Source organism: Corynebacterium glaucum (assembly GCF_002287505.1).
Taxonomy (GTDB): Bacteria; Actinomycetota; Actinomycetes; order Mycobacteriales; family Mycobacteriaceae; genus Corynebacterium; species Corynebacterium glaucum.
In genome coordinates, this window is record NZ_CP019688.1 from 1,331,386 (window position 1) to 1,345,509 (window position 14,124).

General features: G+C 64.0%; 14 protein-coding genes. 10 read left to right on the forward strand and 4 right to left on the reverse strand.

Going from position 1 to position 14,124, the window contains the following annotated elements:
• Positions 1-61: 61 nt before the first annotated feature.
• The 3 genes from acnA (at position 62) to CGLAU_RS06505 (ending at position 4,259) form a co-directional block, all read left to right on the forward strand.
• On the forward strand, positions 62-2,842 hold the full coding sequence (gene acnA, locus CGLAU_RS06495) for an aconitate hydratase AcnA (protein ID WP_232507064.1): 2,781 nt from the start codon (positions 62-64) through the stop codon (positions 2,840-2,842).
• 72 nt (positions 2,843-2,914) lie between these two features.
• Complete coding sequence (locus tag CGLAU_RS06500) at positions 2,915-3,466, forward strand: TetR/AcrR family transcriptional regulator (RefSeq protein ID WP_095659986.1); 552 nt, start codon at positions 2,915-2,917, stop codon at positions 3,464-3,466.
• A 49-nt stretch (positions 3,467-3,515) separates the two neighbouring features.
• The gene (locus tag CGLAU_RS06505; RefSeq protein WP_095659987.1) at positions 3,516-4,259 is read left to right on the forward strand and encodes a glutamine amidotransferase-related protein; all 744 of its coding nucleotides are present in this window, start codon (positions 3,516-3,518) and stop codon (positions 4,257-4,259) included.
• 18 nt (positions 4,260-4,277) lie between these two features.
• On the opposite strand, the gene CGLAU_RS06510 is transcribed toward CGLAU_RS06505, so the two are convergent.
• Positions 4,278-4,976 carry an NAD(P)H-binding protein gene (locus CGLAU_RS06510; protein WP_232507065.1) on the reverse strand — a complete coding sequence of 233 codons (699 nt, stop codon included), beginning with the start codon at positions 4,974-4,976 and terminating at the stop codon, positions 4,278-4,280.
• A gap of 70 nt (positions 4,977-5,046) precedes the next feature.
• Between CGLAU_RS06510 and CGLAU_RS06515 the strand changes: the two genes are divergently transcribed.
• From CGLAU_RS06515 to CGLAU_RS06535, 5 genes are all read left to right on the forward strand, one after another.
• A complete protein-coding gene (locus CGLAU_RS06515; protein WP_095659988.1) occupies positions 5,047-5,313 on the forward strand; it encodes an ACT domain-containing protein in 267 nt (88 codons plus the stop codon).
• A gap of 2 nt (positions 5,314-5,315) precedes the next feature.
• Positions 5,316-6,686 (forward strand): PFL family protein, encoded by a 1,371-nt coding sequence (locus CGLAU_RS06520; RefSeq protein WP_095659989.1) that lies wholly within the window; start codon positions 5,316-5,318, stop codon positions 6,684-6,686.
• Positions 6,687-6,751: 65 nt separating this feature from the next.
• Positions 6,752-7,441, forward strand: a complete 690-nt coding sequence (locus tag CGLAU_RS06525) for a MerR family transcriptional regulator (RefSeq protein ID WP_095659990.1) — start codon at positions 6,752-6,754, stop codon at positions 7,439-7,441.
• Positions 7,434-8,060 carry a hypothetical protein gene (locus tag CGLAU_RS06530; RefSeq protein WP_095659991.1) on the forward strand — a complete coding sequence of 209 codons (627 nt, stop codon included), beginning with the start codon at positions 7,434-7,436 and terminating at the stop codon, positions 8,058-8,060. The genes CGLAU_RS06525 and CGLAU_RS06530 overlap by 8 nt, the downstream gene beginning before the upstream one ends.
• A gap of 88 nt (positions 8,061-8,148) precedes the next feature.
• Positions 8,149-9,720: an HNH endonuclease signature motif containing protein gene (locus CGLAU_RS06535; RefSeq protein ID WP_095659992.1), complete on the forward strand. Its 1,572-nt coding sequence runs from the start codon at positions 8,149-8,151 to the stop codon at positions 9,718-9,720.
• Positions 9,721-9,764: 44 nt separating this feature from the next.
• Here the strand turns inward: CGLAU_RS06535 and CGLAU_RS06540 are convergent, their stop codons facing one another.
• Positions 9,765-10,028, reverse strand: a complete 264-nt coding sequence (locus CGLAU_RS06540) for a PLD nuclease N-terminal domain-containing protein (RefSeq protein ID WP_157731283.1) — start codon at positions 10,026-10,028, stop codon at positions 9,765-9,767.
• A gap of 43 nt (positions 10,029-10,071) precedes the next feature.
• Here CGLAU_RS06540 and CGLAU_RS06545 point away from each other — a divergent pair, with 43 nt between their 5' ends.
• Together CGLAU_RS06545 and CGLAU_RS06550 are read left to right on the forward strand one after the other, a co-directional pair.
• Entirely contained in the window at positions 10,072-10,809 is a 738-nt protein-coding gene (locus CGLAU_RS06545) for a glutamine amidotransferase (RefSeq protein WP_095659994.1), read from the forward strand.
• Positions 10,810-10,964: 155 nt separating this feature from the next.
• Complete coding sequence (locus CGLAU_RS06550) at positions 10,965-11,969, forward strand: hypothetical protein (protein ID WP_095659995.1); 1,005 nt, start codon at positions 10,965-10,967, stop codon at positions 11,967-11,969.
• 52 nt (positions 11,970-12,021) lie between these two features.
• Here CGLAU_RS06550 and CGLAU_RS06555 read toward each other — a convergent pair whose 3' ends face one another.
• A complete protein-coding gene (locus CGLAU_RS06555) occupies positions 12,022-13,650 on the reverse strand; it encodes an ABC-F family ATP-binding cassette domain-containing protein (protein ID WP_095659996.1) in 1,629 nt (542 codons plus the stop codon).
• Between the two features lie 57 nt (positions 13,651-13,707).
• The gene (locus tag CGLAU_RS06560; protein WP_095659997.1) at positions 13,708-14,124 is read right to left on the reverse strand and encodes a metal-sulfur cluster assembly factor; all 417 of its coding nucleotides are present in this window, start codon (positions 14,122-14,124) and stop codon (positions 13,708-13,710) included.

Genomic DNA, 14,124 nt, shown 5'->3' on the forward strand with positions numbered 1-14,124 from the left:
AAGATTGAGGGTTGACCGCCATGGGTCACATACCCAAAAACGACGAGAAATGGAGCTCACTGTGGCTGAAAGCAAGAACTCCTTCAACGCCAAGAAGACGCTCGAGGTCGGCGACAAGTCTTACGACTACTTCGCACTCGACGCCGTCGAAGGCATGGAGAAGCTTCCCTACTCCCTGAAGGTGCTTGGCGAGAACCTGCTGCGCACCGAGGACGGCAAGAACGTCACCGAAGACCACATCAACGCGATCGCAAACTGGGACCCGTCGGCTGAGCCGTCCATCGAGATCCAGTTCACCCCGGCTCGTGTGCTGATGCAGGACTTCACCGGTGTGCCGTGTGTGGTCGACCTGGCCACCATGCGTGAGGCAGTCAGCGCTCTCGGCGGCTCCCCGGAGCAGGTCAACCCGCTGAACCCGGCTGAGATGGTCATCGACCACTCCGTGATCATCGAGGCATTCGGCTCCTCCGACGCGCTGGATAAGAACGTCGAGATTGAGTATGAGCGCAACGAGGAGCGCTACCAGTTCCTGCGCTGGGGTGCTGAGAACTTCTCCAACTTCCGCGTCGTGCCGCCGGGAACCGGCATCGTCCACCAGGTCAACATCGAGTACCTCTCCCGCGTTGTGTTCGACAACGAGGGCGTTGCATACCCGGACACCTGCATCGGTACGGACTCCCACACCACCATGCAGAACGGCCTGGGCATCCTGGGCTGGGGCGTGGGCGGCATCGAGGCTGAGGCTGCAATGCTGGGCCAGCCGGTCTCCATGCTCATCCCGCGCGTGGTCGGCTTCAAGCTCACCGGCGAGATCCCTGCCGGCGTGACCGCGACCGACGTCGTGCTCACCATCACCGAGATGCTGCGCGAGCACGGTGTGGTGCAGAAGTTCGTCGAGTTCTACGGCAACGGTGTCAAGCAGATTCCGCTGGCAAACCGCGCCACCATCGGCAACATGAGCCCGGAGTTCGGCTCCACCTGTGCGATCTTCCCGATCGACGAGGAGACCATCAACTACCTCCACCTCACCGGCCGCTCCCAGGAGGACATCGACCGCGTCGAGGCATACGCCAAGGCACAGGGCATGTGGCTGGAGCAGGACGCTGCCGAGGCTGAGTACTCCGAGTACCTCGAGCTGGACCTGTCCACCGTCGTGCCGTCTATCGCTGGCCCGAAGCGCCCGCAGGACCGTATCCTGCTCTCCGATTCCAAGCAGACCTTCCGCAACCAGCTGCCGGACTACAACACCGCTGGCGACGAGACCTTCGAGCCGGTTCGTGCTGAGAAGGTTGAGACCGTCTCTTACAACGAGTCCTGGCCGGGCAACGGCGAGTCCGCAGCTGAAGGCGCTGAGGGCCGCGCGTCCAAGCCGGTCATCGTGGAGTCCCCGCAGGGCGGCGAGTACACCCTCGACCACGGCGCGGTTGCGATTGCCGCCATTACCTCCTGCACCAACACCTCCAACCCGTCCGTCATGGTCGGTGCGGCGCTGCTGGCACGCAAGGCTGCGGAGAAGGGCCTGAAGGCTAAGCCGTGGGTCAAGACCATCATGGCTCCGGGTTCCCAGGTTGTCGACGGCTACTACGAGCGCGCTGACCTGTGGAAGGACCTCGAGGCTGTCGGTTTCTACCTCTCCGGCTTCGGCTGCGCATCCTGCATCGGTAACTCCGGCCCGCTGCCGAATGAAGTTTCCGAGGCGATCAACGAGTACGACCTGACCGCCACCGCGGTGCTCTCCGGCAACCGTAACTTCGAAGGCCGCATCTCCCCCGACGTGAAGATGAACTACCTCGCGTCCCCGCTGCTGGTCATCGCATACTCCATCGCCGGCACCATGGACTTCGACTTCGAGACCCAGCCACTGGGCCAGGACCAGGACGGCAACGACGTCTTCCTGCGCGACGTGTGGCCGTCCACCGAGGAGATCGAGTCCACCATCGCTTCCACTATCTCCCGCGAGATGTACGAGGCGGACTACGCCGACGTGTTCAAGGGCGACGAGCAGTGGCAGGGCCTCGACGTTCCGGAGGACGAGACCTTCCAGTGGAACGAGGACTCCACCTACATCCGCAAGGCACCGTACTTCGACGGCATGCCGGAAGAGCCGGAAGATGTCACCGACATCGAGGGCGCTCGCGTGCTGGCCAAGCTGGGCGACTCGGTGACCACCGACCACATCTCCCCCGCTTCCTCCATCAAGCCGGGCACCCCGGCTGCGGACTACCTCGACTCCCACGGTGTTGAGCGCCAGGACTACAACTCCTTCGGCTCCCGCCGCGGTAACCACGAGGTCATGGTTCGCGGCACCTTCGCCAACATCCGCCTGCGCAATGAGCTGGTGGATGAGCAGGGCGGCTACACCCGCGACTTCACCAAGGAAGACGCGCCGCAGGACTTCATCTACAACGCCGCGATGAACTACGAGGCCGCGGGCATCCCGCTCGTCGTGCTCGCAGGCAAGGAGTACGGCACCGGTTCCTCCCGTGACTGGGCTGCGAAGGGCACCAACCTGCTCGGCGTGCGTGCCGTCATCGCGGAGTCCTTCGAGCGCATTCACCGCTCCAACCTGATCGGTATGGGCGTGCTGCCGCTCCAGTTCCCGGAGGGTGAGTCCCACGGCTCGCTCGGCCTGGACGGCACCGAGACCTTCACCATCTCCGGCATCACCGCCTTCAACGAAGGCGACGAGATCCCCAAGACGGTTCACGTGAAGGCCGAGAAGGACGGCGCTGACGCCATCGAGTTCGACGCGGTCGTGCGCGTGGATACCCCGGGTGAGGCGGAGTACTACCGCCACGGCGGAATCCTGCAGTACGTGCTGCGCCAGATGGTCAAGAGCTAAATAGCACCACTCGGAGGGGCTGCTCGGTTGTGTGCCGGGCGGCCCTTTCGTCGTAAAGCAAGAAAGCCCCTCATGCCGATTATCAGTGACCTCGAACTCTCCCGCCGCCGCCAAGGCATCATCGATGCTGCTCGCGCATGCTTTGCGCGCTACGGCTTTGAGGGGGCGACCGTGGCGCGGCTGGAAGAGGCCACCGGCAAGACGCGCGGGGCGATCTTCCACCACTTCAACGACAAAGAGGCGCTATTCCTCGCCATCGTCAGCGAGGACGCGAAGCGCCAGGCGGAGGTGGTCAGCCAGCGCGGCCTGGTCGAGGTGATGCGCGACATGCTGCACAACCCCGACGAGCACGACTGGATGGTCACCCGAGCCGAGATCGTGCGGAAGCTCCGCACCGACCCCGAGTTCGAGCTGCGCTGGAGGGAGCATCAAGAAGTGCTTGACGACGCAGTGTTAGCCCGACTTCGCGCCAATACCCAAATGCGCGACGATGTTCCGGTTGAAGTGGTTCAAACGTATTTGGAGACGGTGCTCGAGGGCTTCATTACGAAGCTGGCTGCCGGTGAGACGCCGGAGCGGCTCGAGGCGATGCTTGACGTTGTAGAGCAGTCGGTCCGCGGCTGACGCCAGCGCGATTCAGTCTTAGTAGACCAAGCGGTATAGACTTGCCGGTATGTCCAAGCTCCTTTTCCTCTCCTTGCGAACCGGTGAGATCGGTCCCGACGTGGCCCGCGCCGAGTACCACGACGCGCTCACAGCGGCTGGGATGGACGAGGTGGGTATGGAGCTTCGGATCATCGACTCTGCTGATGCGGCGGTGGGGCCGCTAACCGGCGTCGACGGGGTAATCGTCGGCGGGAGCTCGCTGAACGTGACAAACGCAGAGACAGACGCCGGCTACGACGACTATCAGCGCCACGTGCACGCGCTGCTCGCGGACTTGGTTGAGTCGGGCGTGCCGGTGTTCTTCGTGTGTTTCGGGTTGTCGTGGCTCGTGCACTACTGCGGTGGCGCCGTTGGCCGCGACCGGCCAGAGGACTCTGGGCCGACCCAGGTGCGCCCGATCGAAGCTGGCCGTCTGGATCCGCTGTTGGCCGGGTCGCCGGAGGAGTTCACCGCCCTGACCGGGCACACCGAGAACCCGCAGGGGGTGCCGGAGGGCCTAGAGCTGCTCGCTGAAGGGCCGGACGGGCTGGTGCAGATGGTGCGATATGGCGAGCACGTGTGGGCAACGCAGTTCCACGCCGAGATGGACGCAGACGCCATGCGCACGCGCATGGACTTCTACTACGATTACGGCTACTTCCCCGCCGAGGAATACGCCCGCATCGTGGCCGATCTGCCGAACCACGACGTTGCCTACGCCAACGGGCTTGTCCGCGCATTCGCGCAGTACTGCGCCGCTCAGGCGCGGTAGCCGGGCTAGCCGGGCAACTTAATCGAGATCGGAAACTGCGGCGTCGCCGTCTTCGAACTCGAGCGGGTTGTCCGCGAACGGCTCGCCGCGGTTGACGGCCTCGACGATGACGTCAGCGACGAGTTCGCGTGAGGTTTCGGAGCCTTCCGCCCTTTCGCTGGTGAGCAGGGAGATGCCGTTCGACGGGCCGTCGGTAAGCAATGTGGGCCCCAAGATTTGGTGCGAGAGCTGCGAGCCGAGCAAACGGCGATCGACTGCTTTCTTGCTTTCGACGTAGGCGTACCAGGACGAGCCATCGTCATCGGTGGTGGCGTCCTGCGCGCCGGCGTATGAGACGTTGATGAGGAACGGCGCGAAGTCTTCGAGCTGCTCGAGCGCGTCGATCATGGTCAGGGCCGCGTCGCGGTCGACGGCGAAAGTCTTTTCCGGGCTGCCGCCGCCGGCACCTGCGGACCACACGACGACGTCGAACGGGGTGAGCAAGCGCGCCCATGCCTCGACGTCGAGCTCGGTGAGGTCCTGGACGATGACAGTTGCGCCGGCGTCCTTAAGATCCGCAGCGTGGTCGGGGTTGCGGACAAGCGCCGTGACGTGGTGGCCTTCGTCGACAAGCTTTGGGACGGTGTGCTTGGAGACGTTGCCGCCGGCGCCGAGAACGAGGACGTAGGCGGTGTCGGACGGGGTGTCGGACATGGTTGCGGGATCGATGTCAGTCATGAGTCCCACGGTAGTGAAACTGTGCTGGCGGTGGTGTGGCCGTGTGGCGGCTGGGATACCCTTATCCACCATGCACGCAATCATCACCACCACTGGCCAAGACCGAGTTGGCATCATCGCGGGTGTGGCTCAGGCAGCCGCGGAGCGAGACCTGAATATCGTGGACCTGTCGCAGACACTCATGGAGAACTTCTTCACCATGATCATGCGCGTCGAGGTGCCGGCGGGAGCGGATATGGGCGCGCTCCAGGAGCACCTGACTGCTGCGGGCGACAAGCTCGGCGTGGTCGTGCGCATTCAGGCCGAAGACCTATTCACCGCGATGAATGAGATCTAGCCATGGCAACTGATTTGGACTTCAAGTCGCACCGCATCCTCGACGTCATCCAGATGATCGAGGACTACCGCCTGGACATCCGCACGGTGACCATGGGGATCTCGCTCATCGGCTGCACCCGCCCCACGATGGAGGCGACCGCGCAGGCGGTTTACGACCGCGTCACCGAACGCGCCGCGCAACTCGTGCCGGTGTGCGAGGGCATCGAGCGCGAGCTGGGCATCCCGATTGTGAACAAACGCATCTCGGTCTCCCCCATCTCGCTCGTGGCCGCGGGTGTGGAGGGCAACCCGGTCGAGATTGCGCGCGCCCTGGACCGCGCCGCAGCCCAGCTCGGCATCAACTTTGTGGGCGGCTACTCGGCCCTGGTTGAAAAGGGTGCAACGGAGGCGGATTCCCGGCTTATTCGGTCGATTCCGGAAGCGTTGGCGTCGACAAGCAATGTTTGTGGCTCCGTGAATGTGGCGACCTCGCGCGCGGGCATCAACATGGATGCGGTGGCTGTGATGGGCCGGGTGATCAAGGAAGCGGCCGAGCTGACTGCCGACGAGTCTTCAATTGCCTGCGCGAAGCTGGTGGTATTCGCGAACGCGGTGGGCGACAACCCGTTCATGGCTGGGGCGTTCCACGGCATCGAGGAGCCCGACACCGTGGTGTCTGTGGGCGTGTCCGGGCCGGGTGTGGTGGATAACGCGATCGGCTCGCTCGAGGGAGCGTCGCTGAACGAGGTGGCCGAGGAGATTAAGAAGGCCGCGTTCAAGATCACGCGCGCCGGGCAGCTGGTGGGCAATATGGCATCGGAACGCCTCGGCGTGCCGTTTGGCATCGTGGACCTCTCGCTCGCGCCGACCGCGGAGATGGGCGACTCGGTCGCGCACATTTTGGAGCACATGGGGCTTGATCAGGTAGGCACGCACGGCACGACGGCGGCTTTGGCGTTGTTGAACGATGCGGTGAAGAAGGGCGGCATGATGGCCTGCTCGCGTGTGGGCGGGTTGTCCGGCTCCTTCATCCCGGTCTCGGAGGACCAGGGCATGATTGACGCTGTGCGCGCAGGCTCCATCACCATGGACAAGCTCGAGGCGATGACGTCGATCTGCTCAGTGGGCTTCGACATGATTGCGATTCCGGGCGACACCTCCGCCGAGCTCATCGCGGGCATGATCGCGGACGAGGCCGCGATCGGCGTGATGAACCACAAGACCACCGCCGCACGCCTCATTCCGGTGCCGGGCACCAAGCCCGGTGACGAGGTGAACTTCGGCGGTCTGCTCGGCTACGCGCCGGTGATTCCTGTGACTGCTGTTGGCAACGACGCTTTCATCCGCCGCGGCGGTTTCATTCCGGCGCCGGTGCACGGGTTCCGGAACTAGGTATTTTGGCCGGGTTCCGCACCGGGGCTTGACCCTCACGCGACGTCATAGTTCACACTGACGTCATGAGAATCTCCGACGTCGCGCGCGCCGCCGGCTGCTCCGTGCGCGCCATCCGCCACCTCCACGAGACCGGCGCCGTCCCCGAACCGGCCCGCACCAGCGGCAACTACCGCGACTACTCAGCCTCTGATCTGGTCGCGGTGCTTCGCGCCCGGGCACTCATCGATGCGGGAGTCGCGGTCGCAGACACCCACTCACCCGATGCGGTGGAGCGATCCATTTCGCTTATCGACGCCCGGTTGGCCCTGCTCTCCCAACAGCGAGCGCGCCTCATCGCGCTGCGGGAGAGCCCGGTAGGCATGCCCGCCGATGTGCGGGAGCGCCTGCTTGAGGTACTGGGTGACTCTGCTTACGCGCGTTCGGAGGTCGACGCGTTCGACTTGATGGCGGTAGCTGGCGTTGCTACTCCGGCAACGTGGGAGACGCTGCGTGCGAACCTCAGTGACGACGGCTGCGTTGTGGCGTCGCGGGAGCTCGCGGATATCTGGGAAGAGCTGGGGCGGATGCGGGAGCGGGATGGGCGGGTTGGAGGGGCCGTCGATAAGCTCAAGGCCCTGTATCCGCAGACTGTGATGCGGGGTGTGGCTGCGACTTTGAGCCCGGGTGACCTGCCGCTGGAGTTTGGGGACTTGGAGGTTCAGGGGGCGCAGGGGGTTGCGGTACGAGCTTTGGCAGGCGAGTTCGATGCGTAAGGTGTGGGGTTTGATTGAGCGGCATCCGGCCGTGCGGATGTGGCGGTATGAAATGGGGTTGTACCGGGATCTCTTGCGGTGGGTTCGCGGACGGGTCGTGGTTCCTGAGGGTGCGACCGTGCTGCCGCATCAGCCGGGGAGGTTGCAGATGGTTGGGTTTCTTACCGCGGTCATGTTGATCGAGATTGTGGTGGTGCACTTTCTGCTGCCTGCAGGGGTGGTGCGGGTTGTGGCGCTGGTGCTTTCGGTGTGGGGGCTGGTGTTTGTGTGGTCGATGATTGCCGGGGAGCGTGTGCACCCTGGGTACGTGGATGATCGCGAGCTGGTGCTGCGGCGTGGGAAGAAAGTGTTTGCGGTTGTGCCGCTGGCTGATGTTTCGGTTGTGCGTCGTGACCGGACCTTTGAGGCGGAGGTTGCTGTTGGTGGCGGCGAGCTTGTGGTTGGCGGGCCGGTCGGGACTGATGCGGTGGTGGAGCTATTGTCTCCTGTTGCGGCCGCGCGAGACGGTTACCCCTGGCAGAAGCCGATTTGGGAGGATGTGGATCGGGTGCGGTTTTATTCGGGCGGTGATGCTGGGGTGTTGGGGCGATTGGGCGCTGCGCAGCTCGATGTCCACTGAAGTGTGCGTTCAGGCTCTTCCATTGTGTCGGTCTTGTTTTGTATATTCGAGATGAATTGACCCGCACATCTGTTTGAAGGGAGGGATCATGGTTACGGAGCTGGAACGCAATGTCGACGTCGTCGGCAATGCCCTATTCCAGATCCGGGACATGTTTGAAGACCCCTCCGAAGTGGCGTTTGACGATGTGCGTGAATCGATGGAGAAGCTCGAGGCGATCTTCAATGCCAAGGCCCTGATTGATGCCGCCTTCGCGCACATCTGTGAACGCGATGAGGCTGGGCGGCGCGTTGGCGCGAAACATCCGAATGCGTATCTGAAGCAGTGTTTGGGACTGTCGCCTAAGGAGGCGTATGACCGGCTCGCGCGGGGCAAGGACCTGTTCGCGGAGCCGTCTGTGGCAGGCCCAGGCGAACATGGGAACGACATTGATTCGGACCAGGACGCCGCTGCGCGTGAAGCCGAGGAACGAGAGCGTTCGGAGCGGGAGCGCCTCGCGAGAGAAGAACAACAGCGAGCGAGGCAGCGGGCCCGCGAGAACCAGCGGAAGGCCCGTGGTCAGGCCGGCCAGGTGAGTGGGGAGAAACAAGCGGCTATCCGCCAGGAGTTGGACAACCTCCTCGAGGCTGCGCAGGGTGAACGGCAGCGCTTGCTTGCCGACGCCATGCGCGAGGCCCTCACCCGCGACGTTGCGGACCTGCGGGCCACCGTGCGGCGCTGGGTGGACGAGGTCAACCGCAAGCACCGTCGGCCGGAGAACCCAAACGCCGGGATGGAAAAGCGTGGTGTGTTCGTCGGCCAGCGGAAGGCGGACGGTACCTTCGACATCCGCATCACCGGTGTTGCTGGCGACACAGCGCTGATGAAAGCGCTGCTGGATAAGGGCACCGCGCCGAATTCGAACCTCCCGGAGGGTGTGGAGGACTACCGCTCCCCTTCCCAACGCCGCTACGACCAGCTTATGCAGATACTCAAGCACTACGACACCTGCAAGCAGCAGCGAGACGCGCACGGTTGCGCTTCGGTGGTGGTCAGCGTGACTCTCGACGACCTTGCAGACGCCGACGCAACCACGCGGTTCAGCACCAACACGGGCATCGACCTCGACTGTTTCGACCTCGTCCGCCTCGGCATGGACGGCACCGCCGACTTCGTGCTTACGGTTGAAGGAACGACTGGGGTGCCGCTGAATCTGCAGCGCTCCACGAGGATCGCTTCGATTGCGCAACGGGTCGCGCTACTGGCCGTTGATGGAGTGTGTGCCTGGGCCGGCTGCAGCGTTCCGCTGAGTGAGTGCGAGGCACACCATGTCCTTGCTTGGATCCGGGGAGGGAACACGGACATCGCCAACCTCACCCCGATGTGCCGAGAGCATCACCGGCAGAACAACGACCACTGGGACCACAGGTTTAACAAGAGCCACATGGAGTACGACCCTGGCGAAGGCCGAGCGGGCTTACGAAGAAGGGGTCGGAAAGATCTCGAGTTCAACCATTCCGACGGAGCACGGCACTCTGCGGTGCGGAGACTGCGAACCCGCGGCCAACCAGCGAACCCCGCACGAACTAGTGATCCCGGGGAGCCGAGGAAGCCTGCGCAGCCTGTGCAGGCGGAGCTGCTGCTAGTGCCGCAGGCCCAAGACCCTGACCCGCCGTTCTAACCACACACTGCCCTGCCCTTACACGGCTGGGCAGTGACGCCGCGTCAACGTTTCTTACCTGCAGCGAAGTAACTCACCCAGCCAAGAATGTCGACGAAGGTGATCAATGGCGCCCACGCCCATTTCGGGCCGCGCACCCTTCGCTTGTTCGCGCGCGCCAGGTCTGCGAGGGCGATCGCCTTGGCGGTGCTGTCGACCACAAGCACAGCACCGAGGGCTCGACGCTGGCCGCGCGACAACGAGTTCCAGCCCTCCCGCAAAGCGGCGAGTAGGTGGTCGGCGAGTTCGGCAAGCGGATTCTTTTCCATGCTCCTGACCCTACCTCGGAACCCGTGCACTAAGTTTGGGGAAATGACCGTCGATCGCCCCTTCCTGCTCCTCAGCACACGGCCGGAGGACGCAGCCGCCAACGAAGAGCGCCTCTCCTTCCAGACGAAGATGCGCATCCCTGAGGACGCGATTGAACAGCGCCGCGTTGAGCAGGGGCCGCTTGGAGACGTCGACCTCGATGCGTATTCGGGGGTCCTCCTTGGAGGGAGCCCGTTCAACCACACTGAGCCGTCGAAAAGCGAACTGCAACTGCGTGTTGAGCGTGAGATTGGGACCCTTGTCAACGAAATCATTGACCGCGATTTTCCGCTCATGGGTGCGTGCTACGGCATCGGCACGGTTGGCAGCGCGATCGGGGCGCGGCTCGGCGACGAGTTCGCGGAGGAGGCCGGCATGGTTGAGCTTTTGCTTACCGACGACGCAGTGGACGACCCACTCCTAGACGGCTTTCCGCCATCCTTCCCCACTCTGGTCGGGCACAAGGAGGCGATCAGCGAGCTTCCCGAGTCCGCGACGCTCTTGTTGACCGGCATCGGATGCCCCACCCAAATGTTTCGCGTGAAGACGAATGTCTACGCGACGCAGTTCCACCCCGAACTCACCGCTGAGACCCTCGAGGCGCGGCTGCGGCTATATGCGCACCTCGGGTATTTCCGCCTCGACGTGTTTGACGACATCTTGGAGACGGCGCACGCGCACGATTACAGCTACTCGAACCGGATTCTGGCGAACTTCGCTGAGCGCTACCGTCGTTTCTAGTTCGCGGCGCGCGGGCGCGCGGGCTGGGATGTCCATTTAAGTGGGCATTTGCTCCCGAAAGCTGGCCTGGATGATCTTTCGTGAGTTACGTTCATTATGCCGACGAACGAATCTATCAAATCCACCTGCGGGTGGTGCAACGAAAGGCTCCAGCAATGTACGACGACTATCCCACCCACCCTGACTACCCCGATTACCCCAGTGATTACAGGCGCCCAATTAGGGCCACCAATCGCATCGACGTCGTTTTCGAGCGTGACGATGATGGCTGTGAACACGGTTTGACGATCGAGGCCACCGCCGATGGGCCCGAAATCATCGCCGGCGTACTCGAGGCCGTCTCGCTTCACGACATCACTACCGCCGACGCTGCCCAAGGAGCACGGGAAGTGCTTGCTCGGTGCAAGAGTTCCTTGGAACACATTGCGTTGTTCCACGGACCCGGCGACCCGCCACCGGACGATTACCTGGGTTCCAGCCCCGAGGTGAGGTCGAGGAAGTCTTTCGACGACCCGGTCGTGTGGTACCTGCGGCTCGATTTCGCGGGTGGGGAGATTGCGATCAAGCACTCCGACGGGCCGGCGGTCTTGCGTGGGCCGTTCGACGCCGCGATTGCGAAGCAGCTCGGCACGACATTTTTTACTGAGCTCACCGAGGCCCTCGAGCACCTCGCGCCGACGGCGGCGTCCGGCAACGTGCGTATCATCCATGAGCGTGATGGGGACAAGATTTCTGGAACCACCGTGCACATCCCGATGAACGGAACCGATGCGCTGAGCGGCGTCCTCGGCTGGATTAAGGACACCGACCGCTACATCGTGGCGGAGCCCGCGCAGGCCACGAGCGGCATTGTGCAGGCGTGCCGCGGGATCGATCCGGTGGTCGTTCCGTTCCGCCTCGAGGACGACGAGCATTCGGAGGACAGCTTGCCGTTTAGCAACGACTGCCCGATCGTGGTCGTCGATTGCGTTGAGAAGCTCATCAGGCTCCACGCCGCCGATGGCACCATCGAAGCCCAACAGAAACTGCACAAGACCGGCGCTGCACAGATCCGTCGTGCGCTGCACCAACAGTTCCGCGAGCGCGGGGTGTCGATTGCCCCCGACTACCACAATCGGTACGGGTGGCAGCGCGATCTGGCCATGGCGGCCCCGTTCTAAGACGCAAGGTTGCGGGGTGGCCCGCCGAGGTTGCCCAGAGAACCTGCTGCCGCTAGGCCAGCTCGACGATCTCCATGTATTCGTCGCTCCAGAGGTCCTCATCGCCCTCCGGCATGATGATGACGCGCTCCGGCTCTAGGGCGCGCACCGCTCCGGGATCGTGGGTGACCAGCACGACCGCACCGGTGTAGGTCTTGAGCGCGTCGAGGACCTGCTCGCGGGACTGTGGGTCGAGGTTGTTGGTCGGCTCGTCGAGGAGCAGCACGTTCGCGCGGGAGGAGACGAGCGTCGCCAGTGCGAGGCGCGTCTTTTCGCCGCCGGAGAGAGTGCCTGCCGGCTGCTCGAGCTTGTCACCGGAGAACATGAACGCGCCCAAGAGCCCGCGAAGGTCCTGCTGGCCGGCATCGGGGCATGCCTCGATGGTGTTCTCCCATACGGTCTTGTCGCCGTCGATGGTGTCGTGTTCCTGGGCGAAGTAGCCGATCTTCAGGCCGTGGCCGGTGACAAGGCCGCCTTCGCCGTCGGTGCGCTCCACACCTGCAAGCAGCTTGAGCAAGGTGGTCTTGCCGGCGCCGTTGGTGCCCAGCACCACCACGCGCGAGCCCTTGTCAATCGCCAGATCCACGCCTGCGAAGACTTCGAGCGAACCGTACATCTTGGTCAGCCCCTTGCCGTACAGCGGCGTTTTGCCGCATGGGGCGGGCTCCGGGAACGAGATGGCGGCGAACTTGTCAGCGACGCGGACGTCGTCAAGCTCGCTCATCATGCGCTCCGCACGAGCGAGCATCTGCTTCGATGCGGCGGCCTTGGTTGCTTTCGCCCCGAGCTTCGCCGCCTGCTTCTGCAGCGCCGAGGCCTTCTTCTCGGCGTTGGCGCGCTCGCGGCGGCGCCGTGCTTCGTCCTCGGCGCGGGCCTTCTGGTACTTGGAAAAGCCCATGTTGTACACATCGGCCTCCGCGCGGACGGCGTCGAGGAACCAGATCTTGTTGCAGACGTCGTCGAGGAGCTCGACATCGTGGGAGATCATGATCAGCCCGCCGTCATGCTTGGACAGGAATCCGCGGAGCCAGGTGATCGAGTCGGCGTCGAGGTGGTTCGTGGGCTCGTCGAGAAGCAGCGTGGTGGCTGACTTCCCCGACCCGGAGCGGGAGGCGAAGAGGATCTGTGCAAGTTCGACGCGGCGGCGCTGGCCGCCCGACAAGGTCTTGAGCGGCTGGTCAAGGATCCGCTCAGGCAGACCCAGGTTGTCGCAGATCTGCGCCGCTTCGGCGTTCGCCTCGTAGCCGCCGAGTGCATGGTAGCGCTCCTCCAGCCGCGAGTATTTGGCGATCGCCTTGTCGCGCTCCGCCCCGTCGGCGGTCTCCATGAGCGCCTGCTGCTTCGCCATCGAGCGCTGAATCTCGTCCAGCCCGCGCGCCGAGAGCACCCGGTCACGGGCGGTCTGCTCGATGTCGCCCTCCTTCGAGTCCTGCGGCAGGTAGCCGATCTCGCCGGATCGAGTCACCGAACCGCCGTACGGCTCCGTCTCCCCCGACAGGATGCGCATCGTGGTGGTTTTGCCGGCGCCGTTGCGGCCCACCAGGCCGATGCGGTCGCCGGGCTGGACACGGAGGTGTTGCCCCGGGGCGTCGAGAAGCGTGCGCGCGCCGACGCGCACCTCGAGATCATTGGTGACAATCACGCCGTACCACCTTACGCTGGCGCGGCGAAAGCGCTAAACCAACGGTAAGCAGCGAAACTACACCGCGAACCCGAGCGCGCGGAGCTGCTCTCGGCCCTCTTCGGTGATCATGTGCGGTCCCCACGGCGGCATCCAAACCCAGTTCAGGGCGATCTCATCCACGGCGGTGTTCTCCACCACCGAGATGCGCGCCTGCTCTTCGATCACGTCGGTGAGCGGGCAGGCCGGCGACGTCAGCGTCATGTTGATGACCGCGACCGTGGGTTTCGTGGAGCCGTCTTCGGCGGTTCCACCCTCGATCCAGATGTCGTAGACCAATCCGAGGTCAATGACATTGATACCCAGCTCCGGGTCGATCACGTCGCGCATGAACTCTTCGACGTCGCCGACCAGCTTGAGCTGTTCCTCGGTCTGGGTCGGGCGCTCGCCCGCACCGCCGAAGTTGGATGCAGTCTTTTCTTCCTTCTGTTCCAT

Coding starts and splice junctions, on each gene's coding strand:
- CGLAU_RS06545 (WP_095659994.1), top strand. CDS start 10,072: ATGACCGTCGATCGCCCCTTCCTGCTCCTCAGCACACGGCCGGAGGAC.
- CGLAU_RS06540 (WP_157731283.1), bottom strand. CDS start 10,028: ATGGAAAAGAATCCGCTTGCCGAACTCGCCGACCACCTACTCGCCGCT.
- CGLAU_RS06525 (WP_095659990.1), top strand. CDS start 6,752: ATGAGAATCTCCGACGTCGCGCGCGCCGCCGGCTGCTCCGTGCGCGCC.
- CGLAU_RS06530 (WP_095659991.1), top strand. CDS start 7,434: ATGCGTAAGGTGTGGGGTTTGATTGAGCGGCATCCGGCCGTGCGGATG.
- CGLAU_RS06510 (WP_232507065.1), bottom strand. CDS start 4,976: ATGACTGACATCGATCCCGCAACCATGTCCGACACCCCGTCCGACACC.
- CGLAU_RS06560 (WP_095659997.1), bottom strand. CDS start 14,124: ATGGAACAGAAGGAAGAAAAGACTGCATCCAACTTCGGCGGTGCGGGC.
- CGLAU_RS06535 (WP_095659992.1), top strand. CDS start 8,149: ATGGTTACGGAGCTGGAACGCAATGTCGACGTCGTCGGCAATGCCCTA.
- CGLAU_RS06505 (WP_095659987.1), top strand. CDS start 3,516: ATGTCCAAGCTCCTTTTCCTCTCCTTGCGAACCGGTGAGATCGGTCCC.
- CGLAU_RS06520 (WP_095659989.1), top strand. CDS start 5,316: ATGGCAACTGATTTGGACTTCAAGTCGCACCGCATCCTCGACGTCATC.
- CGLAU_RS06550 (WP_095659995.1), top strand. CDS start 10,965: ATGTACGACGACTATCCCACCCACCCTGACTACCCCGATTACCCCAGT.
- CGLAU_RS06500 (WP_095659986.1), top strand. CDS start 2,915: ATGCCGATTATCAGTGACCTCGAACTCTCCCGCCGCCGCCAAGGCATC.
- CGLAU_RS06515 (WP_095659988.1), top strand. CDS start 5,047: ATGCACGCAATCATCACCACCACTGGCCAAGACCGAGTTGGCATCATC.